Below are 22,154 nucleotides of genomic sequence, written 5' to 3'. Positions count from 1 at the left end.
ATAAGGCCCCGGCGGCCGGAGGTTCCATGGCGTCCTCCCTTTCAGGCCCGCAAACACATTCGTGACGTAACCGTGACTTGCGGCCCGGCGCTTGCCCCTAAGCTTGCAGCCACCGCGGGGTGTGGCAGGACGGGGTTTTGATAGACCAGGACGCACGCATCGGCGCCACCACGGCGAAGGACGCCCAGGCCGCGGGGAGCAGTCGGTTCGAGCGTCGCACCGTCGCGGCCCCGCGCGCCGCCGAGCGGCTGGGCGGCCGCCGCGCCGCCATCGCCGCCCTGGCCGGCGCCATCGCCCTCGCGCTCGTCGCCCTCGGCGGCCACGTGATGGCCGGCGGGGGATGGACGCTGTGGGAGGCCCTGATGATGGGCAGCCTCGCCGTGAACGCCCCCTGGCTCGGCCTCACCGCCGCCACGGCCCTCGCCGGCCTCGCCATCCGTCTCCTCGTCCGCGACCCCTCCGCCTTCGTCGTCCCCGCTCTCGGCCGCGCCGACCCGGTGGTGCACGACCGCACGCTGCTCGCCCTCTGCGTCCGTCTGGAGGACATGGAGACCGTCCTGCCTCCCATGGGCCGCCTGCTGGGCGAGCTCCGGGCGCGCCACGGCGACCGCTTCGTCCTGGGCGTCCTCTCCGACACGCCCCCGGGCGCCGCGGCCGAGGCGGAGGCCGAGGCGATCGCGGCCCTCGCCGCCCGCTTCCCGCCCGGCGCGGTGCGCTACCGCCGCCGCGCGGAGAACACCGGCTTCAAGGCCGGCAACCTCATGGACTTCCTCGACCACCACGCGGCGGGCTTCGACCACGCGCTCGTGCTGGACGCGGATTCCGCCATGTCGGCCAAGACCGTCGGGCGGCTCGTCCGCACCATGCAGGCCGACCCGGGCCTCGCCATCCTGCAGGCCTCCATCGACGGGCGCGGCGTGGGCACGCGCTTCGCGCGGCTCTTCGGCTTCGGCCTCCGCTACGGCACGCGCAGCTGGGTCACCGGCCAGGGCTGGTGGCAGGGCCCCTCGCAGCTCTACTGGGGGCACAACGCCCTCATCCGCATCGCCGCCTTCCGACGCGACGCGCGCCTGCCGACCCTGCCGGGCGGCGTCCGCATCCTCAGCCACGACTACGCCGAGGCCGCGCGCCTGCACGCGGGCGGATGGGCCGTGCGCGTGCTGCCCGACAGCGCCGGCTCCTGGGAGCGCCACCCCCCCGACCTGCCCGCGCTCTTCGTCCGCGACCTGCGCTGGGCCGCCGGCAACCTCCAGTACCGTCACCTGCTGCTCCGCCCCGACTTCGGGCGGCTCGGCCGCTTCCAGATGCTAGAGGCCATCCTCCACTACGCCCTGGCGCCCTTCCGCTTCGCCTTCCTGCCGCTGGCCGCCCTCAACGCCGCGAGCGGGGGCGGGGAGGGAACGCCCCGCGGCGCGCTCCTCCTCCTGCTCCTCCTCGCCTTCGCCGTCTCCAACATGCCCAAGCTCGCCGGCTACGCGGAGGCGCTGCTGCGGCCCGGCCGCTTCCGGCGCGCCGCCCTCCTGCGCGGCATGGCGCAGGAGCTCGCCCTCGGCCTCATGCTCGACACGCTGGAGGCGCTGGAGCGGTCGCTCACCCTCCTGCAGCTCGCCCGCGGCCGCTTCGGCGGCTGGACGGCCCAGCGCCGCAACGCGCGGGAGGTCACCTGGGCCGCGGCCGCCCGGCGCTTCGGCGGGCACACCGCCGCCGGCCTCGCGCTGCTCGCCGGCTTCGGCCTCGCCAGCGGCTTCGCGGCCCTCGCGGCCCTGCCCGCGCTCGCCGGCCTCGTCTTCGCCATCCCGCTCGCCGTGCTCACCGCGCGGCCCCGCCGAGGGGCGCGCGCCCCGGCGCCCTGACCGGACCCTCCGGCCTCCCGGAGGCCGTGTTGACCCGAAACCATCGAGACAGGACGCTGGGAGAGATCATGGAGGATGCCGCCTTGGCCGGACCGGACCGGGTTGCCGGGAAGGATCCCATCGACGACTGCCTCGCGGGCGCGATCTCGGCGGAGGTGGCCGCGGCGCGGCTCCTGCTGTGGCGCTGGGAGGTCGAGCGCATCGAGGCCGAGGTCCGGGCGCGCCGCCCCGCGCCGGTCACCCCCGAATGGGAGGCCTTGTCGCGCCTCGTCGCCGAGCGGCGCGACGCGCTCCTCACCCTGTCCGCTGAGATCGCGAACACCGGGGGCGACCCCCAGGCCGGGCGGATGGAGGGCCTGGCCGGCATCGCCGCCTTCTTCGACCGCGCGGTGGAGCACTCCCCCGAGGCCGCCGTCGCGCTCCACTCGCTCGGCGACGCGCGCACGCTCGCCGTCACCACCGCGGAGATCGTCGACTGGCTCGCCGCCGAGGGCCTGATCGGCCCCGGCCGCGACGTGCTGGACCTCGGCTGCGGCATCGGCCGCCTGGCCACCGCCCTGGCGCCGCGCTGCCGCTCGGTGCTCGGCGTCGACATCTCCGCCGGCATGGTCGCCGAGGCGCGGCGCCGCTGCGCCGGGCTGGAGAACGTCCGCCTCGAGAGGACCGAGGGCGACGGCCTGCCCTCCCTCGCGCCCGGGAGCGTCGACCTCGTCCTCGCGGTCGACAGCATGCCCTACATGGTGCAGGCGGGGGTCGCGGACGGGGTGATCGCCAAGGCCGCGGCGATGCTCACGCCCACGGGCGCCATCGCCGTGCTCAACCTCTCCTACCGCGGCGACCCCGCGGCCGACCGGGCCGACCTCCGGCGCTGGGCGGCCGCGCACGGCCTCGCCGCCACCTCCTGCGGCGAGCGCCCCTTCCGCCAGTGGGACGGCCAGGCCTTCGTCCTGCGCAAGGCGCCCTAGCCGCGCGCCTCCCTCACCCGACGGAGGTCACCGGAACGAGGGCGAGAACTGCAGCCCGCCCTCGGTCCAGAGGCGGTTGTGCCCGCGCTCGAGCCCGATCGGGATGATGAAGCGCTCGTAGTTCTCGCCGTAGTTCCCGACCTGTCGGACAATCCGCGCCGCCCACAGGTCGTCCAGCCCCAGCCCCTCGCCCGTCCCGCGGTCGAGGCCGATCAGGCGCCGGATGTCGGGGTTGTCGGTGCTCGCGAAGCCGTCGATGTTGGCCGAGGTCACGCCGAGCTTCTCCGCGGTGATCATCGCGAAATGCGTCCAGCGCACGATGTCGAACCACTTGTCGTCGCCCTTGCGCACCATCGAGCCCGCCTGGCCGAGCGTCATGCGCTCCGGCAGGATCGTCAGCTCCGCCGCCCGGGCCCCCTGGCGCGCGCGGAAGCCCGCGAGCTGCGAGGCGTCGGTCGCGAAGGCGTCGCAGCGCCCCGACAGGAAGGCCTCCTGGATCTCCGAGACGCCGTTGATCATGACCGGCGTGAAGGCGATCCGGTTCGTGCGGAACCAGTCGCTGACGTCGAGCTCCGTGCTCGTCCCCGGCCGCATGCAGACCGCGGCCCCCCCGAGGTCCTTCGCGGAGGTCACGCCCGAGCTCGTGTGGACCACGAGGCCCTGCCCGTCCCAGAAGTTCGTGGCCGCGAAGAGAAGCCCGAGATTGGCCTCGCGCGAGAGCGACCAGCCGGTGTTGCGGATCAGCACGTCCACCTCGCCGGACTGCAGCGCGGTGAAGCGGTTCTGGGCGGAGAGCGCGATCAGCTCCACCTTCGTCGCCTGGCCGAGGACGGCGGCCGCGATCGCGCGGCAATAGGCCACGTCCATCCCCTGCATCTCCCCCCGGCTGTCCGAGAGCGAGAAGCCCGCGATCTCGCCGGACACGCCGCAGCGCAGGCTCCCGCGCGCCCGCACCGCGTCCAGCGTCGCCGACCCGCTCGCCCCGCCCCGCGCCGGCGCGGTCTGCGCCAGCGCGGGCGGGCAGAACGCCGTGACCGCGAGGCCGAGCGCCGCGGCGAACCCCAGAACATGCTTCTTCATCAGAACTCCTCTCTCGTTGCGTGAACCGGACCGGCCGTCACATCGCCGCCGGCGCGCCGAGATCCGCCTCGGCGAAGCGCGCGTGCCGGAAGGGGCGCGGGTCGACGGAGGGCGCCCGCCCGGTGATCAGGTCCGCCGCCAGCCGCCCCGCCCCGGGGCCGATGCCGAAGCCGTGCCCGCTGAAGCCCGAGGCAAGGAACAGGCCCGGCCGGGCGGGGATGGCGGAGATGACGGGAATGGCGTCCGGGGTGGAATCGATCCAGCCGCCCCATTGGTGCGCGACCCGCAGGCCGCGGAGCGCCGGCATCTCCGCCGCCATGGCCGTCAGGGCCGCGCGGACCAGCGCCTCGTCCGCCGCGGGGTCGAGCACGCGGGTCCGCTCGAAGGGCGAGACGCCGTCCAGCGTCCAGCGCGCCAGCGCCTCGGGCCCCGCGAAGAAGGACCGGCCGATCCCGAAGGAGAGCGCGCTCGACCAGCGCGCCCGGAACATCGGCAGGAACTGGCGGGCGTAGCGCAGCCCCTGCGGCGTCAGCTCGATCCGCCCGCGGCCGCGGATCGAGACGGTGTAGCGCCCGTCGATCCGCCGCCCGACCGTGAAGCCCGGTGTGGACAGCCCGCCCCGGAACAGCCCGGGCGCCGGCTCCGTGCAGAAGGCCGTCGCGCGCACGCCCGTCTGCGGGAAGGGGATGCCGTGCCAGCGGAGGAAGAGCGACGACCAGGCCCCGGCCGCGACGAGCACCCGCGCCGCGCGGATGGTGCCCCGCTCGGTCACGACGGCCGAGACGGCGCCCCCCGTCGTCTCCAGCCCGCGCACCGCGCAGGACTGGTGCAGCGTGGCGCCCTCCCGCCGCGCCGCCCTGGCCAGCGCCGGCGCCGCGAGCGTCGGCTCCGCCCGCCCGTCGCTCGGCGATTCCACGCCGCCGAGCCAACGCCGCGCGCCGCCCGGAACCCGGGCCGCGGCCTCGGCGGCGCCCAGCATCCGGCTGTGGACCTGGTACCCGCGGGCCATGCCGACCCAGCGCTCCCAGCCCGCCAGCTCCGCCGCGTCGTCGGTGACGTAGAGGAGCCCGTCGCGGCGGAAGCCGAGATCCGCGCCGATCTCCCGGTCCAGCCCGCCCCAGAGGCCGAGGCTGTGGCGCGCCAGCGGAAGCTCGCGCTCGTCCCGGTTCTGCTGGCGCACCCAGCCCCAGTTCCGCCCGGACTGCTCGGCGCCGACCCAGCCCTTCTCCACGAGGGCCACGCGCTGCCCCTCGCGGGCGAGGTAGTAGGCGGCCGCGACGCCGACGATGCCGCCGCCCACCACCACCACGTCCGCCTCCGCCGGGAGCGCCGCGTCGCTCTCCACCCGCAGCAGGGGAAAGGGGATGCCCTCCCCGGGGCTGGCGAATCCTCCCGCCGGGACGGTCATGCCCGGTACCGCGAACGCCTCAAGGCACGCCTCCACGCCAGGATCGCGCCCATGCTTCGCGGCCCCGGCCCCCCGAGGCAATCGCAAAGTTCGCCGGATGGACTTTTTCCCGAACAGCTTCCACATAATGGAAGTTATGACCCCAATCGCCGCCCGCTATCCCCTTTTACCGGAACCTTAGCCATGGACCCCGACGACGCCGGCAGCGCGGGCGTGCTCCACCGCGCCGCCCGCCTCCTGAATGCCCTGGCCGAGGGCGGCCCCGAGGGGCTCCGCCTCACCGACCTCGCCGAGGCCGCCGCCCTCCCGCGCCCGAGCGCGCACCGCGTCCTCCGCGGCCTCGTGCAGGAGCGGCTCGTCGAGGTCGACGCGCGCACGAAGCGCTACACCCTTGGCCTCCGCCTCTTCGAGATGGGCGCGCGCGCCGGCGGCCGTCTCGGCCTCCGCCAGATCTGCCGGCCCGTCCTCCTGCGCCTGACGGAGACCCTGGGCGAGACGCACTTCCTCCTTCTCCGCGACGGCTACGAGGCGGTCTGCCTCGACCGCAGCACGGGCCCCCTGGTGATCCGCTCCCTCACCGGCGACATCGGCGGGCGGGTGCCGCTCGGGGTCGGCCAGGGTGGGCTCGCCATCCTCGCCTTCCTGCCCGAGGCCGAGCAGGACGACGTGATCCGCCACAACGCCGCCCGGCTGCGCGACGTCGGCGGCCTGGACGAGGCGACGCTCCGCGCCGAGCTCGCGCGCGTGCGCCGCGACGGCCACTGCGACCGCAGCTCCGGCGTCCTGCCGGGCATGACCGGCATCGGCGTGCCCATCCTCGACCGCGAGGGGCGGGCGGTCGCGGCGCTCAGCGTCGGCAGCACGGCCGAGCACCTGACGCCCGAGCGCGGGCAGGTCATCGCCGCCCTCCTCAAGAAGGAGGCCCTGGCCATCGCCGCCCGGCTCAACCCCTTCGACCCCGCCCTGCGGCGGGCCGGCGCGGCAATGGAGATGAACTGAGGCGCGGCCGCCGGCAAAGGCGCCGTGCCCAAGCCCGGCCTCGCGCGTTGACCCCGCATGATCCTGCGAGACCCGGAGGACGGCGTCCGCCTCCTCATCCCCCAGCCCTCCCACGCCCTCCTCTCCGGCCAGATGATGGCCGCCTGGGGCGCCCCCGGCTTCGCCCGGCCGGACCCGGCGCCCGAGGTCATCCTCGCGGCCGGGCAGCACGACATCGCCTGGCTGGACTGGGAGGCCTCGCCGAGCCTCAACCCCGAGACCGGCCTTCCCCATCCCTTCACCGGCCTGGGCGCGGCCGTCCACGCCCCCATGTGGGCGCGCGGCGTGGAGCGCGCGCGCGCCGCCTGGGGCCTCTGGCCGGCGCTGCTGATCTCGCTCCACGGCCTGCGGATCTACACGCAGTACATGGACCCCGAGAGCCTGCCGCCGAAGGACAAGGCCGCGATCGACCGCAACGCCACCAAGGAGGAGGCCCTCCAGGCCGACTGGATCGCCAAGTTGGGCGCGAAGCAGGACCAGGTCGCGCGCAACTCCGCCCTCGTCGCGGTCACCGACGCCCTCTCCCTCGCCCTCTGCTTCGCCAAGCCGGACATGGCCGGGGAGGCGCCGCTGGAGAACGGCGGCAGCCGCAAGATGAAGCTCGTCCGGCTGGAGACCGCGCGCTGGTCGCTCGACCCCTGGCCCTTCCGCGAGGCGACGCTGACGCTCCGCTGCGAGACGATCCGCCTGCCCGAGGGAACCCGCTGGACCGACGAGGAGGCGATGCGCCGCGACCTCCGCGAGGCGACCTGGAGCACCCTCGCCGAGACCCTGGTCCCCGCCGACGGGGCCTAGTCCCCGCGACGGAGCCGCGGCAGGACGAGCAGCGCCACCACCAGGAGCTGGCCCGCCGCGAGAAGCTGCGGCAGCAGCCAGCTCCCGGTCAGCGTCACCAGCCCCGCGAAAAGGGCGGGCGGCACGAGGTAGCCGAGGAAGCAGAGCGTGCTCGATCCCGCGGTCGCCTCGGCGATCCGCCCGGGCGGCGAGAGGCGCGCGACCTCCGCCTGGTAGATCCCGTTCCAGCTCGCGACCAGCGACCCCGCGAGGCCGCCGAGCGCCAGGGTCCAGCCGAAGCCGAGCGGCGGCAGCAGCACGAAGACCGCGACCACCGCGGCGCCGCCCAGCCCCTGGCCGAGAAGGTTCATGGCGGCGTTGCCCGTGCGGTCCGCCATCCAGCCGAGCACCACCCGCGCCAGCACGCCGCCCGCCTGCATGGCCGCGAAGACCATCCCGGCCTCCACGAGCGTCATCCCCCGCGTCTCCGTCAGCCAGGTGACCGCGAAGGCGAAGAAGCAGCCCTGCACCGTCGCCAGCGAGCAGGCGAGGGCCGTCAGCGGGGCGAGCAGCGGGTGCAGCCGGAGCGCGGCGAAGGGGCCGACGAGGTTGCGGCGGCTGAGCAGGGCGCGCGGCCCGATCCGCCGCTCCGGCTCCCGCTCGACGTCGAGCGAGACCCGGCTCGGCTGGATGAGGACGGCCGAGAGGAGCGCGACGACGACCGCGAGGCCGAGCGCCCATCCCCCGCCCCAGGCGACCGCGACGGGCGCGAGGACCAGCCCCGCGACCATGCCGCCGAGCGGCGCCCCGGCCTGCTTGACGGAGAAGATCAGGGAGCGGTGGCTCGGCGGCGCGGTCGCGGCCAGGATGCGGCTGCCGGCGGGCGGCGTGGGCCCGTAGCCGAGGCCGATGAGCACCGCCGCCGCGGCCAGGGCCGGCGTCCCGCCGAGGGAGGCGAGGGCCATCCCCGCCGCGCCGAGGGCGGCGCCGAGCTGCAGCGTCCGCACGGGCCCGAGGCGCGCCAGGATGGGGCCGCCGGCGACGAGGAAGATGAGGACGCCGAGCGTGCCGAGGGCGGAGAGGTGGCCCGCAGCCTCGGGCGGCAGGCCGGCGCTGCCGGTGAGCAGCGGCGCCAGCACCGGCACGCCCTGGTTGAGGAAGGCCGCCACCGTCTGCATCAGCAGGGTGACGGAGAGGGCGACCTTCCAGGAGGCGCCGGCGAGGCCGCCCGGGGCGTCGGGCGGCACGCCGGGGCGGCTCAGGCCGCCTGGGAGTGGGGGACGCCGTTCTCGGACATCAGGGTGGCCAGCTCGCCCGACTGGAACATCTCGGTGACGATGTCGCAGCCGCCGACGAACTCGCCCTTCACGTAGAGCTGGGGGATGGTCGGCCAGTTGGAGAAGGCCTTGATGCCCTCGCGGATCTCGGCGTTCTCGAGCACGTTCACGCCCCGGAAGGGCACGCCCATGTGGGAGAGGATCTGCACCACGCGGGCGGAGAAGCCGCACTGCGGGAAGACCGGGGTGCCCTTCATGAAGAGGGTGACCGGGCTCGCGTCGATCTCGGACTTGATCTGCTGGAAGGTCGGGTTGTCGGACATGAGGTGCTCCTACTGCTCGGGGGCGGAGGTCTGGAGGGCGAGGGCGTGCAGCGCGCCGCCCATGCGGCCCTGGAGGGCAGCGTAGACGATCTGGTGCTGCCGCACGCGGGGAATGCCGCGGAAGCTCTCGGAGACGACGGTGGCGGCGTAGTGGTCGCCGTCCCCCGCCAGGTCCTCGATTGTGATGCGGGCGTCGGGCAGGGCGGCGCGGATGAGCGCCTCGATCTCGGCGGCGGGCATCGCCATGGGCGGGTTCCTCTCAGGCGTCGCGCATGAGGGCGGGAAGGGTGCCCTCGTGGGCGGCGCGCAGCTCGTCAAGGGATATGGCGGGATGGCCGGGCAGCGCCAAGGCCCCCGTGGTGCCGGCGGCGCGGGCAATGGGCATGGCGGGAATGCCCGCCGCCTTGGCCGCGGCGAGGAGGGCGGGGGCGTCCGGCGTCGCGCAGAGGTAGCGGGCCTGGTCCTCGCCGAACCAGAAGGCGTGGGCCGGGATGCCCTGGGGCGTGTTGGCGAGGTTGAGGCCGAGGTTGGCGGCCAGCGCCATCTCGGCGAGGGCGACGAGGAGGCCGCCGTCGGCGAGGTCGTGGCAGGCGGTGACGCTGCCGGCCAGGATGCGCTCGCGGACGAAGTCGCCGTGGCGGCGCTCGGCGGCGAGGTCGACGGGCGGGGGGGCGCCCTCCTCGCGGCCCGCGATCTCGCGGAGCCAGAGGGACTGGCCGAGATGGCCTCGGGTCTCGCCGAGGAGGACGATCTCCTGGCCGGAGGCGGGGGCGAGGCCGACCGCCTGGCGCGCGTCCTCGATCACGCCGACGCCGCCGATGGCGGGGGTGGGGAGGATGGCCTGGGGGTGCTCGACGCCGCGGGTCTCGTTGTAGAGGGAGACGTTGCCGGAGACGACGGGGTAGTCCAGCGCCTCGCAGGCGGCCTTCATGCCGCGGATGCAGGCGGCGAACTGGCCCATGATCTCCGGGCGCTCGGGGTTGCCGAAGTTCATGTTGTCGGTGATGGCGAGCGGGCGCGCGCCCGTCGCGGTGATGTTGCGCCAGGTCTCGACGACGGCCTGCGCGCCGCCCGCCTCGGGGTCGGCGGCGCAGTAGCGGGGGGTGACGTCGGTGGTCATGGCCAGCGCGCGGGCGCTGTTCTCGAGGCGCACGATGGCGGCGTCGGCGGCGCCGGGGCGGCGGACGGTCTGGCCGCCGACGGTGCTGTCGTACTGGTCCCAGATCCAGCGGCGGGAGCAGAGGTCGGGGGAGGCGAGGAGGGTGCGGAGCGCCCCCGGTAGGCCGACGGGGTCGGGGACGGAGGCGGGGTCCAGCAGGGGCTGCTTCGGGGTCTCGGCGGTCGGGCGGCGGTAGAGGGGGGCCTCGGACTCGAGGGGGGCGAGGGGGATGTCGGCCTCGAGGATGCCGTGGTGGCGGAGCGTGATGCGGCCGGTGTCGGTGATGTGGCCGATGACGGCGAAGTCGAGCTCCCACTTCCGGAAGATGGCCTCGGCGACGTGCTCCTCGCCGGGGCGGAGGACCATGAGCATGCGCTCCTGGCTCTCGCTGAGCATCATCTCGTAGGTGGACATGCCGGTTTCGCGCTGAGGGACGTTGTCCATGACAAGTTCGATGCCGACGCCGCCCTTGCCGGCCATCTCGACGCTGCTGCTCGTGAGGCCGGCGGCGCCCATGTCCTGGATGGCGACGATGGCGTCGGTCTCCATGAGTTCGAGGCAGGCCTCGATGAGCAGCTTCTCGGCGAAGGGGTCGCCGATCTGGACGGTGGGGCGCTTCTCCTCGGCGTCCTCGGAGAACTCGGCGCTGGCCATGGTGGCACCGTGGATGCCGTCGCGGCCGGTCTTGGAGCCGACATAGACGACGGGGTTGCCGATGCCGGCGGCGGCGGAGAGGAAGATGCGGTCCTGGCGCGCGATGCCGACCGTCATGGCGTTGACGAGCGGGTTGCCGTTGTAGGCGGGGTGGAAGTTCACCTCGCCGCCGACGGTGGGCACGCCGACGCAGTTGCCGTAGCCGCCGATGCCGCGGACGACGCCGTCGAGGATCGCCTTCGTGCGGGGGTGGTCAAGGGCGCCGAAGCGGAGCGCGTTGAGGTTGGCGATGGGGCGGGCGCCCATGGTGAAGACGTCCCGCAGGATGCCGCCGACGCCGGTGGCGGCGCCCTGGTAGGGTTCGATGAAGCTCGGGTGGTTGTGGGACTCCATCTTGAAGATGGCGGCCAGGCCGTCGCCGATGTCGATGACGCCCGCGTTCTCGCCGGGGCCGTGGATGACCCAGGGGGCCTTGGTGGGGAGTTCCTTCAGCCAGACGCGGCTCGATTTGTAGGAGCAGTGCTCCGACCACATGACGGAGAAGATGCCGAGCTCCGTCATGGAGGGGGTGCGGCCGAGGATGGCGAGGACGCGGTCGAACTCGTCGCCCTTGAGGCCGAAATCCTTGGCGAGGGCGCGGGCCTTCGCTTCGTCGAGCAGGTTCGCGGGGGTTTCGGCGGGCGCGTTCGGCATGGGCGGGTTTTGGGCAGGGGGATGCTGCTTGTCGAGGGTCCTTTCGGGGGTGGGGATGGGTGCCCGGCGCATGGCGCGGATCAGGGCCAGGCCAGGCGGACGCTGCGGGGGATGCGGGCGCGGCCCTCGGCGGCGCGGAGGAGGTATCGGAGGCTTCGCAGGCGGGTCTTGAGGGCGGCGAGGCCGGCGCGGGTGGCGGGCGGCGCCGCCGGGAGGCTGCGCGCGAGGGTTTCGGACAAATCGGGGTCCGGGAGGAGCCAGGGCGGCGCGGGGAGGGCGGAGCGAAGGCCGATTCGGCGGACGAGGAGGAGGAAGGCGGGGCCGAGCAGGCGGTGGGCGCGGCGGGCGGCGCGGACGATCAGGTGCTCGATGCTGCGGAGCGGGTGGCGGGGGTCGGTCTCGGCCAGGGCGATAAGAAGGCGTTCCCAAAGGCCGGCGCGGGTGAGGCGGCGGTAGTGGCGGGCGATGGTGTCGGGGGTGGCGTGGTCGCGCGGGGCCTCCCGCCAGGGGGCGTGGTGGGCGGTGGTGTGGAAGATGGCGTCCATGCGGGCGCGCAGGTCATTGATCTTGCGGCCCGCGGGGGAGCGCGGGAGGAGGTAGGGGAGGAGGGCGAGCCACTGGGAGTCGGTGAGGGGGGACCAGGGGAGGGGGGTGGTGAGGCGGGGGGCGTGGGGGAGGGGCATGACTTCATGCTAAGGGAACGCGAGCTTTTTGTCAATTTATTCCTTTGCCAGGGGTCAGTGGGCAGGATGCGCATCACCAAGCCTCAAGGTTGATTGCGTCTCCCACACGAAAGATGGCCGGGCGCGGGTGTAAGCAGCCGGTTTGTCAGCCGCCGAGAGCCCTGGAAAGCTGATGCTCTCCGACTTCTATCATCTCTACGTTCAGCCCACCTTCGGCCTGGAGCATTGAACGGACGTTTAGCCGTTCGCTTTGCGTCCGCTGTGGTGGGCAGGCCTTCGAGACAGAGGCGCGAAGAACTTCAGCAATGCTAGCTTCATTAGCTCAATGAACGGTTCCTCGTGGAGCTTGTCGATGCTGCGGAGATAAAAGGCGTTTACCACGACCACGGCCGTTATAACGAAGGCGGTCAGAAGCGGGAATGCGAGCAAGGAGACGTATTGCAGCACCGTTGCCCCGATGATCAGAAGCGCCACCATCATCGCCATGTTGAGCAATAGGACCTGCTCGGGCCGACGGAGAGCTTGTTCTGCAATCTGCTCCTTCGTCAGGACTTCGTTTGCCCCATTTGCCGTCGACCCTATTATTCTTAAGCTCAAGCCGTTGATTTTTGTCAGGTTTAGGTCAATTGCCTCTTTCATAGTCCACGCCTGCTGGCGCGCTTCCGAAATTCGGGATTCTGCGATGTTAATCTTAAGAGAATCCACGGCGTTCCGGATATCTTGTTTTAGATCGCCCTCATGCTTATGAAGAATTCTCATAAATGTTAATAGAGAATGACGCTCGGACCAGGGGATGCTTTCGTCGTTGATATGCTTCGCAACGCTGGTATCGTAGGTGTCCGCTACGGCCGCGAGGTTGTCGCAAATTCGGGCAACATCACGAAACCACTCGCTGTCAGAGGCCTTCCGCAATTTACGAAGTACATCGGCTTTCGCAAGCTCACTCGGTTGATCAGGAAGCGTCAAGACGTCGTCCAGAGAAGTAGAAAAACGGTAGTAAGCCTCGCGGCAGCATCGGTTTATGGTGTTAATGAATTCCCTAAGATTTTCGCCAAGCACCGGATGCCGTTGCTCGATCTCAGCGAGCGAAGTGGCTCCGTTTGCGATTGCCTGGAGGGCCCAGAGTTGCATGACAGCACCTCGCGCGTGACTACACGACCAATGCAGCAGAGACTAAGGCAGCCCCTCGCTCGAGTTGGAAGGAGTTTTGACGTGCATCGATCGCTGACATCCTTGCGTCGCGTGAAGGTCCGCTCCTAGGTCTCAGCGAAGTGTCCTTCGACGTGAACTATGGGCGTGTAGGGGCCCACAAACCGCTTCGTGCACGACTTGCGTGGCTGGAGAGTTCGTCAAAACCATCGAGAACTCCCCGAACGGCGCTGAGCGTTCCGCAGCGTCTCGCAACAATGAGAGGAGGATGCGGGAGAATTTCTTCTCCCAGCTGTTTCCGCAAGCCGTTCCTCTTCGCCGGGGGCTTGCAGGAAGGCGGTGTTCCGCTTGGTCGCACCAGTGCTTCTGACCTGGTCGCGGTTGCGATGATGGGAAGTATGGCCTCTGACAGGTGAGCAAGTCTTGGCAGGGAAGCGGGTCTTGCGCGCCGGGTCCCGGATGCGCCATGTCGTCCCGGTGATGCGCCCTTGCGGCCGCCCCGGCCCGGCACGGTTCGTCGCGGCGGCTACGGGGAGGCGCGGCAGGCCTTCCGGTGCCGGGTTCCGGCGCGGGGGCTGCGCGACGGTGCCGGTGGCGAGGGGAGTGGCCCGAGGTTGACGAAATCCGAGATCGAGCGCGTGCAGGCCTATCTGCGCCGGCTGCTGGCGACCGAGCGCATCCGCGTCGTGGCGCCCGTGCGGGCGGGGATGAGCATCGAGGTCGCGGTGGGGGACGAGGTGATCGGCACGCTGCACCGCGACGCCGAGGACGGGGAGGTGTCCTACGCGGTGCACCTCACCATCCTGGAGGAGGACCTGGCGCCCGCGGCCGCGCCGGCGGCGCCGGGGCGGCCTGCCGCGGCGGCCAGACCCGCGCCCAAGACCACGCCCAAGCCGAGGAGCACACGATGACACTGGATTTCACCGGGCGGCGCATCCTCGTGGTCGAGGACGAGCCGCTGATCACCTTCCTGCTGGAGGACGCGCTGATGATCGCGGGGGCGCGGGCGGTCGTGCAGGCCGCGCGCGTGGCCGAGGCGCTGTCGGCGATCGGGGTGGCGATGGCCGAGGGCGGGATCGACGCCGCGGTGATCGACTACAGCCTCGCCGACGGGCAGTCGGCCCTGCCGGTGGCCGACCGGCTGGCCGCGCTCGGCGTGCCCTTCGTCTTCGCGACGGGCTACGAGGCGTCGATGGTGGACCGGGGGCGGCACGCGAAGGCGCCCGTGATCAGCAAGCCCTACAAGCCCGAGGACGTGCTGGCCGCGCTGTCGGGGATCATGGGCGGGGTTTCGGCGGGTTCCTGAGGGGGCGGGCGCCGTCCGGCCGGGCGGCGCGGGGGAGAGAGTGGTTCGGGGCCGGGGGCCATGTCCCCCGGCCTTTTTTGCGCGCGGGGCGGGGGTCAGTCCGGGGTGGGGGTCTCGGCGAGGAAGGCGGGGGCGAGGCTGGCGGCGCCGGCGCTGTTGAGGTGGTCGCGGTCGCGGAACTGGGGGATGCGGTTCCGGACGGGCGAGCAGGTTTCGGCCGAGGGCGGGCAGAGGGCGGCGAAGGGGCGGAAGAGGCGGAGGTTGGGGTGGCGGGCGGCGGCCTCGGCGAGGGCGGTCTCGACGGGGGTGATGACGGCGGCGAGGTCGGCGCGGGGGACGTCGCAGCTCGTGGCGCCGGCCGGCTCGAGCTCGCAGGCGAAGACGGAGGCGAAGCGGAAGAGGGGCATGGGGCCCATGACGACGACCCGCACGCCGCGGGGGCGGAGGCGCTCGGCCAGGGCCTCGACCTCGGCGGTCCATTCCGGCAGGCCCGGCCAGGGGCTGGGCGGGTCGGTCCGCTGGAGGAAGAGGCGGGCGAGGAGGAGGACGTCGCCGGGCCGCATGCGCGGCAGGACGGCCTCGAAAAGCGCGTCGCGCTCGGGCATGGCGGTGCCGGGGGGGAGGGGGAAGGCCTTGCCCGGGGTTTCCGCGAGGTGGATGCCGAGGCCCTCGCGCTGGAGGGCGGCGAGGAGGCCGAGCAGGTGGCCGGCGTGGCTGTCGCCCATGGTCCAGACCGTGGGCGCGCCGGGGCGGGTGGGGGCGACGGTGCAGCGCTCGACGAGGGTGGGGCGGAGGGGGCGGCCGGGCGGGTCGACCGCGCAGTCCGCGACCTGGTCGGCGTTGGTGACGGGGAAGCGGATGTAGGAGAGGGGCACCTCGAGGAAGCGGCGCGGGGCGAGGGGGGCCGGGTTCGGCACCGCGGCCAGGGCGAGGAGGAGGCCGCCCGCGGCGAGGACGGCGAGGGCGGAGGCGGCGTAGGACCAGGCGGGCGGGCGGGCGGCGAGGGCGCGGCGGGCGGGCTGCTCGACGAGGTGGTAGGCGGCGGCGGCGAGGGCCGCGATGAGGGCGAGCTTGAGCGGGAGCTGCCAGCGGGCGGGGCTGAGGGCCAGGGCGCTCGCGCTCACCACCGGCCAGTGCCAGAGGTAGAGGGAGTAGGAGGCGGCGCCGGTCGCGACGAAGGGGCGGGAGGCGAGGAGGCGGCGGAGCGGGGGGCCCGCGGGGGCGGCGAGGAGGAGCAGCACCGTCGGCGGGACGGCGAGGAGGCCGGCGAGCGCGGTCGGCCGGACCGGGGCGGCGAAGGCGGTCAGCAGCAGGGCGAGGCCGGCCCAGGCGAGGGCGGGGCGGGCGAGGGCGCCGGCGAGGGCCGGGCGGGTGAGGGCGAGGAGGGCGGCGAGGCAGCCGGCGCCGAGTTCCCAGAAGCGGCCGAGGACGAGGTAGTAGGCCGCGCCGCCGGCCTGGCCCGGCAGGAGGAAGAGGGCGGCGAGGGAGGCCAGGGAGAGGGGGACGAGGAGGGCGGCGAGGCGGGTCGCGCCGTCCGCGCGGCGGCCGAGGGCGCTGAGCCAGACGAGGGCGGGGAAGAGAAGGTAGAACTGCTCCTCCACGCCGAGCGACCAGGTCTGGGTGAACATGTTCATCGCGCTCGAGGCCGCGAAGTAGTCCTGGGAGGCCGCCAGCAGGGTGATGTTGGACAGGCCGAGGAGGGCGGCGAGGCCGGTGCGGAGGGAGGCCAGCGGCTCGGGGTCGAGCAGCCAGGCGAGGAGGCCGCTTGCGGCGGCGCAGGTGGCGAGCGCCGGGATGAGGCGGCGGCAGCGGCGGGCGTAGAAGGCCGCGAGGAGGCCGCGGAAGCTCCCCGCCCGGTGGCGGAGGAGGGATCTGGTGATGACGAAGCCGGAGATGACGAAGAAGACGTCCACCCCGAGGTAGCCGCCGGGGAGGAGGCGGCGGTCGAGGTGGTTGATGATGACGGCCGCGACGGCGACGGCGCGGAGCCCGTCGATGTCCCAGCGGTAGGCGTCGTCGTGCGGGGGGGCGGGGGTGGCGCTTGCCGCGGGAAGGGGCCGCCGGAGGGGGGGCGCGGCGAGGGTCGGTTCGGGCAAGGCGGACCCTTCCTTGGGCCGGCGGGGCGGCCGGCCGGGACGCGCGCCGTCGCGGGGCGTGGTTGCGGGCGGGAGATAGCGGGATGCGGGCGCGCCAGCAATGCGGGCGGCCCGGGCGCCGGGGCAGGTTTTGCGAGTTGGAACGAAGGGCGGGGTGGCGGGTTCTGACCCGTGGAGGCGCCGGTCGGGGCGGCTTCGCGGGGTGGAGGGCGCGGGCATGGCTTGGCGGTGGGCGGCATTGGCCGTGCTGGGAGCGCTGGTGGCGGGGTGCTCGGCGCCGTCGGAGCTCGGGGGCGGGGACCGTGCGCTGGTCGCGGGGCGGACCTACGTGGTGACGGGGGCCTCGAGCGGGTTCGGGCGCGGGGTGGCGGAGCGGCTCGGCGGCTACGGGGCGAACGTGGTGCTGGCGGCGCGCCGGGAGGCGGTGCTGGAGGAGGTGGCCTCCGCCGTGCGGGCGGGCGGCGGGCAGGCGCTGGTGGTGCCGACCGACGTGAGCGACCCCGCCCAGGTAGAGCGGCTGGCGGCGGCCGCGGTCGGCCGGTTCGGGCGCATCGACGCCTGGGTGAACAACGCGGCGGTGGCCTCGATCGGGCGCTTCGAGGAGGTGCCGCTGGCGGACCACGCGCGGGTGGTGGACGTGAACCTCAAGGGCGCGATCTACGGGAGCCACGCGGCGTTGCGGCGGTTCCGGGCGCAGGGGGCGGGGGTGCTGGTGAACGTCTCCTCGGTGGAGGGGCGGGTGCCGGTGGCGCTGCACGCGAGCTACGCGGCGACGAAGGCGGGCCTCATCGCGCTGGGGGCGGCGATCGAGGAGGAGCTACGGGGGGCGGGGCTGGACGGGGCGATCCGGGTCTCGACGGTGGAGCCCTGGGCGGTGGACACGCCTTTCTGGGACCATGCCGGGAACTACACGGGGCGGGCCTCGCGCATGACGACGATGGACGGGCCGGAGGCGGTGGTGGACGCCGTGGTCTGGATGTCGATCCACCCGGAGACGGAATACGCCGTGGGGTGGAAGGCGCGGGGGGCGGTGCTGGGCAGCCGGATCGCGCCGCGCTGGGCGGAGCGGCTGGCGGGCGCGGTGGTGCGGCGGGCGCAACTCGAGGAGGCGCCGCCCGGGCCCGTGGGGCCGGGCGCGGTGCACGCGCCGGTGGCGGCGGGGACGGGGGTGGAGGGCGGCGTGCGCGCGCGGATGGCGGCCGAGCGCGACGCCGCGGGCGTCAGGCCGTGACGAGGGCCTCGGCGAGGGAGGTGAAGAGGGGGAGGCCGTCCTCGCCGCCCATGAGGGGGTCCACGAGGTCCTCGGGGTGGGGCATGAGGCCAAGGACGCGGAGGTTGGGGGAAAGGATGCCGGCGATGTCGCGGGCGGCGCCGTTGCGGTTGCCGTCGGCGTAGCGGAAGGCGACCAGGCCCTCGCCCTCCAGGCGGTCGAGCGTCGCCTCGTCGGCGAAGTAGTTGCCGTCGCCATGGGCCATGGGGGCGCGGAAGGTGGCGCCCTTCTGCCAGTGGTTGGTGAAGGGGGTGCCGGCCCGCTCGACCCGGAGGACGCAGTCCATCGAGAGGAAGCGGAGGTTCGCGTTGCGCAGCAGGGCGCCGGGGAGGAGGCCGGCCTCGCAGAGGATCTGGAAGCCGTTGCAGACGCCGAGCACGTGGCCGCCGCCCTCCGCGAAGGCGCGGACCGCCGGCATGATGGGGGACTGCGCCGCCATGGCCCCGCAGCGGAGGTAGTCCCCGTGGGAGAAGCCGCCGGGGAGGACGACGAGGTCGGTGCCCGCCGGCAACTCGGTCTCGCGGTGGAAGGTGAGGGAGGGCTTCCGGCCCGTCGCGCGCTGGAGGGCGATGGCCATGTCGCGCTCGCGGTTGGTGCCGGGGAAGAGGAGGATCGTGGCGTTCATCGCTGGAAGACCCTGAGCCAGTGGAGGCCGCCGAGGACGGCTGTCGTGAGGATGGCCGCGATGGCGGCGGCGGTGACCCAGCGGTCGAGGCTCACCTTGCCGCGGGCGAGGAGGCCGGGCGGGCGGGCCTTCTTGCGCGGGAGCGGGGCGGGGCGGGCGGCGGCCAGGCGGCGCTCCCGCCAGGAGAGCAGCATGGCGATCAGGACCGTGAGCACGGTCATGATCAGGAGGCTGGCCTTGATCACCGGCGGGCGGGACCCTTCAGGCGATCTCGACGCGGAAGGACTCGATCACCGTGTTGGCGAGGAGCTTGCGCGCCATGGCCTCGGCGGCCTCCTTCGCGGCGGCGGGGTCGGTGCCCTCGAGCTCGAGCTCGATGACCTTGCCGGTGCGGACCTCGCCCACGCCCTCGAAGCCGAGGGTGCCCAGCGCGTGGCCGATGGCCTTGCCCTGTGGGTCGAGGACGCCGTTCTTCGGCATGACGAAGACTCGCGCCTTGATCACTGCATGAGCTCCGGGCCCTTGAGGTCGCGGACGCCGGCCTCGGGGAGGATGCCGAGGCGGCGGGCGACCTCCTGGTAGCCTTCTTCCACCTTGCCGAGGTCGCGGCGGAAGCGGTCTTTGTCCATCTTCTCGCCGGTCTTGGCGTCCCAGAGGCGGCAGTTGTCCGGGCTGATCTCGTCGGCGAGGACGATGCGCATCTCGTCGTTCTCGTAGAGGCGGCCGAACTCGAGCTTGAAGTCGACGAGCGAGATGCCGACGCCGAGGAAGAGGCCGGTGAGGAAGTCGTTCACGCGGAGCGCGAGCGCCACGATGTCGTCGAGATCCTGCGTCGCGGCCCAGCCGAAGCAGGTGATGTGCTCCTCCGACACCATCGGGTCGTTCAGGGCGTCGTTCTTGTAGTAGTACTCGACGATCGAGCGCGGGAGGCGGGTGCCTTCCTGGATGCCGAGGCGGGTGGCGAGGCTGCCGGCCGCGATGTTGCGGATGACCACCTCGAGCGGGATGATCTCGACCTCGCGGATGAGCTGCTCGCGCATGTTCAGGCGGCGGATGAAGTGCGTGGGGACGCCGATGTCCGCCAGCTTCATCATCAGGTGCTCGCTGATGCGGTTGTTGAGCACGCCCTTGCCGGTGATGATTCCCTTCTTCGCGCCGTTCCCGGCGGTCGCGTCGTCCTTGAAGTACTGGACGAGGGTGCCGGGCTCCGGGCCTTCGAAGAGGACCTTCGCCTTGCCTTCGTAGAGCTGTCGCCTGCGGGCCATGGGGGGTTCCGAAACCTGTGCGGCCGCGCGGGCGCCGGACTTTCGTCCCGCGCGGGGCGGCGAATGAGGGGCCCCTATAACAGGGGGCGGGGGGCAGGGCCACCGCCGGGCGCGCAGGTCCGCCTCGCGCCCGCGGGCGGGGCAGGGGCGCCGCGGGAGGGCGGAACGATATCGCTCACGGCTGCGTGAGCGACGCCGTCGTTTCACGGGACGCGGCGTTAACCCAGGGCAAGGAACGAGACGGCCGCGCCGCCCGGGCTTCCCGGGGGTGTCGCGGCGGGATCGCTCCTTCAGTCCGTCGGAAGAACCCGGACCAACCAATTTGGGAGAGATCGCGATGCGCACGAGTTTCGCTACCCTGGCCCTCGCCGCGACCCTGGTGACGCCGGCGCTGGCCCAGCAGGGCAACAACACCAACCCGGGCTCGCAGGGCACGACCGGCGGCGGGAACGCCATGACCATGGCGCCGGCGACCCAGTCCCCCGGCGGCACGGCCGCGCCGGGCACCACCACCGGCCCGGCGGCGTCCCAGACGCGTTCCGGCACCGCGACCCAGGGCAACCCCGGCGGCGTGCCGGGCGGGGCAACCGTGGACAGCAACACGCAGTCGGCGACCCGCGGCGACAACGCCGGCAGCGCGCCGGCCACGACGACGACCCCGGCCCAGGGCGCCAACTCCTTCACCGAGGGCCAGGCGCGCAGCCGGATCGAGGCGGCGGGCTACACGGGCGTGCAGGAGCTGAAGAAGGACGAGTCTGGCGTGTGGCGCGGCCGCGCGATGCGCGGCGGCCAGACGGCCGACGTGGGCCTCGACTACCAGGGCAACGTCGTCACCGGCGCGGCGCCGGCGCGCTGACGCCGGGGCGGTGGGCGGCCTCGCCAGGAGGGCGGGGCGGCCGGCCGTCGGAGCGGCCGGCGGGCCGCGAGGCCCGGCCGGGCGGTGAACGAGCGGGCCCCGGGGGCCCGGCCACGCAGCGGGCCCCAGGCCCGGTTTCCTGATTGGGCGTGAAGCCCGGCGATCCATCGGGCCCCAGGCCCGGCGACCCATCGGGCCCCAGGCCCGGCAATCCAGCGGGCCCCAGGCCCGGCAACCAATCGGGCCCGAGGCCCGGCGCCGCGGCGGGGACCCCTGGTCCCCCCGGCCGGCGCAGCAACAAAGGGATGAATTCCATGGCCATGCGGACCATTGCACGCCTCTACGACAGCTACGCGGACGCGACCTCGGCGGTGAACGCCCTCGAGGCGGCGGGCTTCAGCCACGACGACGTCAGCATCGTCGCCAACGACGGCTCGGGCAACGCCGGCGGCGTGACCGGCCAGACCATGGGCGCCACCACCGGCACGCCGGCCGGCGCCATGGACAGCACGACCATGGGGACCGCGGCGGACCGCGACACGAGCGTCGAGCCGGTGGTGGACACCGACGAGGCGGCGAGCGGCGCGGGGACCGGGGCCACGATCGGCACCGTGCTCGGCGGCGGCGCGGGGCTGCTGGCGGGCATCGGCGCGCTGGCCATCCCGGGCGTCGGCCCGCTGGTCGCGGCCGGCTGGCTGGTGGCGGCGCTGACCGGCGCGGGCGCCGGCGCGGCGGCGGGCGGCCTGCTGGGCAGCCTGACGGGCGCGGGCGTCGAGGAGCGCGACGCGCATGTCTACTCCGAGGGAGTGCGCCGCGGCGGCAGCCTGGTGACGGTGCGCACCGACGACGCGCGCGCCGACGAGGCCGAGGCGATCATGGCGCGGTACAACCCCGTCGACTCCTCGAGCCGCGAGGCCGACTACCGCTCCGGCGGCTGGACGACCTACCAGGGCGACGCCGTGATCGGCGACGCGCCGGACGGCACCCGCGACAACCCCCCGGGCACGATGGCGTCGCGCGGGCTGGACCAGGTGGCCGGCACCAACGTCTCCGGCGCGCACCCGGAGAACGAGACGAGCCGCGCCGACACGACGGTCTACCCGAAGTCCGGGACGGACGCGCGCACGGGGGCCGGCCTCGGCTCCACCGCGGGCGCCGACATGGGCGCGAGCACCGGCATGACGGCCGGCGCGGCGGCGGGTCTGGGCGCGGGCCTCGGGGTCGGCACGGGCGCGGGCATGGGTTCGGGCATGGGCACGGGCTCGGGCATGGGCGCGACGACCGGGACGGGCGAGTCCGACCCGCCGGGCACGATGGCGAGCCGCGCCTTCGACCGGGCGGCGGGCACCAACGTCTCCGGCGCCTATCCCTCCCAGTCCGACGGCACGCCGGCGAACCCCCCGGGCACGGCGGCCGAGCGGGCTGCGGACAAGGCGACCGGCGACAACAAGACCGGCGCGAACCCGCTGCACAAGACGCTCTGACCGCGGCTTGACGGCGGGCGGCCCGGGCGACCGGGCGCGCCAGGAAACGGGGCGGCTCCTTCGGGGGCCGCCCTTTTTTCGTCTGGCGGGGCTAGCGCGCGGGGCGGGCGCGGGGCGGGGGCGGCTTGGCGCGGTTCGTGGGGCCCTTGCCGCCGCGGGCCGCGGGCGGGGCGCGCCGCGGCGGGGCCGCGCGCGG

The 22,154-nt window shown here is 73.7% G+C and carries 22 protein-coding genes; 9 read left to right on the top strand and 13 right to left on the bottom strand.

Going from position 1 to position 22,154, the window contains the following annotated elements; translation table 11 throughout:
* The first annotated feature begins 137 nt into the window (after positions 1 to 137).
* Together mdoH and EAH89_RS25105 are read left to right on the top strand one after the other, a co-directional pair.
* Positions 138 to 1,853 (top strand): glucans biosynthesis glucosyltransferase MdoH, encoded by a 1,716-nt coding sequence (mdoH, locus tag EAH89_RS25110; protein ID WP_161993748.1) that lies wholly within the window; start codon positions 138 to 140, stop codon positions 1,851 to 1,853.
* An 83-nt stretch (positions 1,854 to 1,936) separates the two neighbouring features.
* Complete coding sequence (locus EAH89_RS25105; RefSeq protein ID WP_161993747.1) at positions 1,937 to 2,818, top strand: methyltransferase domain-containing protein; 882 nt, start codon at positions 1,937 to 1,939, stop codon at positions 2,816 to 2,818.
* A gap of 27 nt (positions 2,819 to 2,845) precedes the next feature.
* Here EAH89_RS25105 and EAH89_RS25100 read toward each other — a convergent pair whose 3' ends face one another.
* Complete coding sequence (locus EAH89_RS25100) at positions 2,846 to 3,898, bottom strand: amino acid ABC transporter substrate-binding protein (RefSeq protein ID WP_140886446.1); 1,053 nt, start codon at positions 3,896 to 3,898, stop codon at positions 2,846 to 2,848.
* Between the two features lie 37 nt (positions 3,899 to 3,935).
* Positions 3,936 to 5,306, bottom strand: a complete 1,371-nt coding sequence (locus EAH89_RS25095; RefSeq protein WP_241667202.1) for an NAD(P)/FAD-dependent oxidoreductase — start codon at positions 5,304 to 5,306, stop codon at positions 3,936 to 3,938.
* A gap of 183 nt (positions 5,307 to 5,489) precedes the next feature.
* On the opposite strand from EAH89_RS25095, the gene EAH89_RS25090 reads away from it, so the two are divergent.
* Together EAH89_RS25090 and EAH89_RS25085 are read left to right on the top strand one after the other, a co-directional pair.
* On the top strand, positions 5,490 to 6,305 hold the full coding sequence (locus tag EAH89_RS25090) for an IclR family transcriptional regulator (protein ID WP_140886445.1): 816 nt from the start codon (positions 5,490 to 5,492) through the stop codon (positions 6,303 to 6,305).
* A 57-nt stretch (positions 6,306 to 6,362) separates the two neighbouring features.
* Positions 6,363 to 7,139, top strand: coding sequence for a DUF3891 family protein (locus tag EAH89_RS25085; protein WP_140886444.1), 777 nt, complete (start codon positions 6,363 to 6,365; stop codon positions 7,137 to 7,139).
* On the opposite strand, the gene EAH89_RS25080 is transcribed toward EAH89_RS25085, so the two are convergent.
* The 6 genes from EAH89_RS25080 to EAH89_RS25055 all read right to left on the bottom strand — a co-directional run bounded on the left by EAH89_RS25080 (position 7,136) and on the right by EAH89_RS25055 (position 13,038).
* On the bottom strand, positions 7,136 to 8,365 hold the full coding sequence (locus EAH89_RS25080) for an MFS transporter (RefSeq protein ID WP_140886443.1): 1,230 nt from the start codon (positions 8,363 to 8,365) through the stop codon (positions 7,136 to 7,138). The two genes, EAH89_RS25085 and EAH89_RS25080, sit on opposite strands and share 4 nt — an antisense overlap.
* An 11-nt stretch (positions 8,366 to 8,376) precedes the next feature.
* Positions 8,377 to 8,718 (bottom strand): Grx4 family monothiol glutaredoxin, encoded by a 342-nt coding sequence (grxD, locus tag EAH89_RS25075; protein WP_140886442.1) that lies wholly within the window; start codon positions 8,716 to 8,718, stop codon positions 8,377 to 8,379.
* Positions 8,719 to 8,727: 9 nt separating this feature from the next.
* Positions 8,728 to 8,964: a BolA family protein gene (locus EAH89_RS25070; RefSeq protein ID WP_140886441.1), complete on the bottom strand. Its 237-nt coding sequence runs from the start codon at positions 8,962 to 8,964 to the stop codon at positions 8,728 to 8,730.
* A 13-nt stretch (positions 8,965 to 8,977) separates the two neighbouring features.
* Positions 8,978 to 11,224, bottom strand: a complete 2,247-nt coding sequence (purL, locus tag EAH89_RS25065) for a phosphoribosylformylglycinamidine synthase subunit PurL (RefSeq protein ID WP_140886440.1) — start codon at positions 11,222 to 11,224, stop codon at positions 8,978 to 8,980.
* Positions 11,225 to 11,304: 80 nt separating this feature from the next.
* Positions 11,305 to 11,907: a transposase gene (locus EAH89_RS25060; protein WP_140886439.1), complete on the bottom strand. Its 603-nt coding sequence runs from the start codon at positions 11,905 to 11,907 to the stop codon at positions 11,305 to 11,307.
* Positions 11,908 to 12,144: 237 nt separating this feature from the next.
* On the bottom strand, positions 12,145 to 13,038 hold the full coding sequence (locus tag EAH89_RS25055) for a hypothetical protein (protein ID WP_140886438.1): 894 nt from the start codon (positions 13,036 to 13,038) through the stop codon (positions 12,145 to 12,147).
* A gap of 632 nt (positions 13,039 to 13,670) precedes the next feature.
* On the opposite strand from EAH89_RS25055, the gene EAH89_RS25050 reads away from it, so the two are divergent.
* Positions 13,671 to 13,967 carry a DUF3126 family protein gene (locus EAH89_RS25050; protein WP_140886437.1) on the top strand — a complete coding sequence of 99 codons (297 nt, stop codon included), beginning with the start codon at positions 13,671 to 13,673 and terminating at the stop codon, positions 13,965 to 13,967.
* Entirely contained in the window at positions 13,964 to 14,362 is a 399-nt protein-coding gene (locus EAH89_RS25045) for a response regulator (protein ID WP_140886436.1), read from the top strand. The genes EAH89_RS25050 and EAH89_RS25045 overlap by 4 nt, the downstream gene beginning before the upstream one ends.
* A gap of 95 nt (positions 14,363 to 14,457) precedes the next feature.
* On the opposite strand, the gene EAH89_RS25040 is transcribed toward EAH89_RS25045, so the two are convergent.
* On the bottom strand, positions 14,458 to 16,458 hold the full coding sequence (locus EAH89_RS25040; RefSeq protein WP_161993746.1) for an acyltransferase family protein: 2,001 nt from the start codon (positions 16,456 to 16,458) through the stop codon (positions 14,458 to 14,460).
* A 217-nt stretch (positions 16,459 to 16,675) separates the two neighbouring features.
* On the opposite strand from EAH89_RS25040, the gene EAH89_RS25035 reads away from it, so the two are divergent.
* Positions 16,676 to 17,689 (top strand): SDR family NAD(P)-dependent oxidoreductase, encoded by a 1,014-nt coding sequence (locus tag EAH89_RS25035; protein WP_140886434.1) that lies wholly within the window; start codon positions 16,676 to 16,678, stop codon positions 17,687 to 17,689.
* Here the strand turns inward: EAH89_RS25035 and purQ are convergent.
* The 4 genes from purQ to purC are packed head-to-tail and all read right to left on the bottom strand — an operon-like array spanning position 17,679 to position 19,618.
* Positions 17,679 to 18,353, bottom strand: coding sequence for a phosphoribosylformylglycinamidine synthase subunit PurQ (gene purQ, locus EAH89_RS25030; protein WP_140886433.1), 675 nt, complete (start codon positions 18,351 to 18,353; stop codon positions 17,679 to 17,681). The two genes, EAH89_RS25035 and purQ, sit on opposite strands and share 11 nt — an antisense overlap.
* On the bottom strand, positions 18,350 to 18,598 hold the full coding sequence (locus EAH89_RS25025; RefSeq protein WP_140886432.1) for a hypothetical protein: 249 nt from the start codon (positions 18,596 to 18,598) through the stop codon (positions 18,350 to 18,352). The genes purQ and EAH89_RS25025 overlap by 4 nt, the downstream gene beginning before the upstream one ends.
* A 16-nt stretch (positions 18,599 to 18,614) precedes the next feature.
* Positions 18,615 to 18,854, bottom strand: a complete 240-nt coding sequence (gene purS / locus EAH89_RS25020; protein ID WP_140886471.1) for a phosphoribosylformylglycinamidine synthase subunit PurS — start codon at positions 18,852 to 18,854, stop codon at positions 18,615 to 18,617.
* Complete coding sequence (gene purC, locus EAH89_RS25015) at positions 18,854 to 19,618, bottom strand: phosphoribosylaminoimidazolesuccinocarboxamide synthase (protein WP_140886431.1); 765 nt, start codon at positions 19,616 to 19,618, stop codon at positions 18,854 to 18,856. Before purC ends, purS begins: the two co-directional genes overlap by 1 nt.
* 337 nt (positions 19,619 to 19,955) lie before the next feature.
* Here purC and EAH89_RS32015 point away from each other — a divergent pair, with 337 nt between their 5' ends.
* On the top strand, positions 19,956 to 20,474 hold the full coding sequence (locus tag EAH89_RS32015) for a hypothetical protein (protein ID WP_194152366.1): 519 nt from the start codon (positions 19,956 to 19,958) through the stop codon (positions 20,472 to 20,474).
* Positions 20,475 to 20,788: 314 nt separating this feature from the next.
* Positions 20,789 to 21,958, top strand: coding sequence for a general stress protein (locus EAH89_RS32010; RefSeq protein WP_194152365.1), 1,170 nt, complete (start codon positions 20,789 to 20,791; stop codon positions 21,956 to 21,958).
* The last annotated feature ends 196 nt before the right edge of the window (positions 21,959 to 22,154 follow it).

Source organism: Muricoccus nepalensis, assembly GCF_006438825.1.
Lineage (GTDB): Bacteria > Pseudomonadota > Alphaproteobacteria > Acetobacterales > Acetobacteraceae > Roseomonas > Roseomonas nepalensis.
The sequence above is the reverse complement of the archived record's forward strand: the minus strand, read 5'-3'. Positions and strand labels throughout refer to the sequence as shown.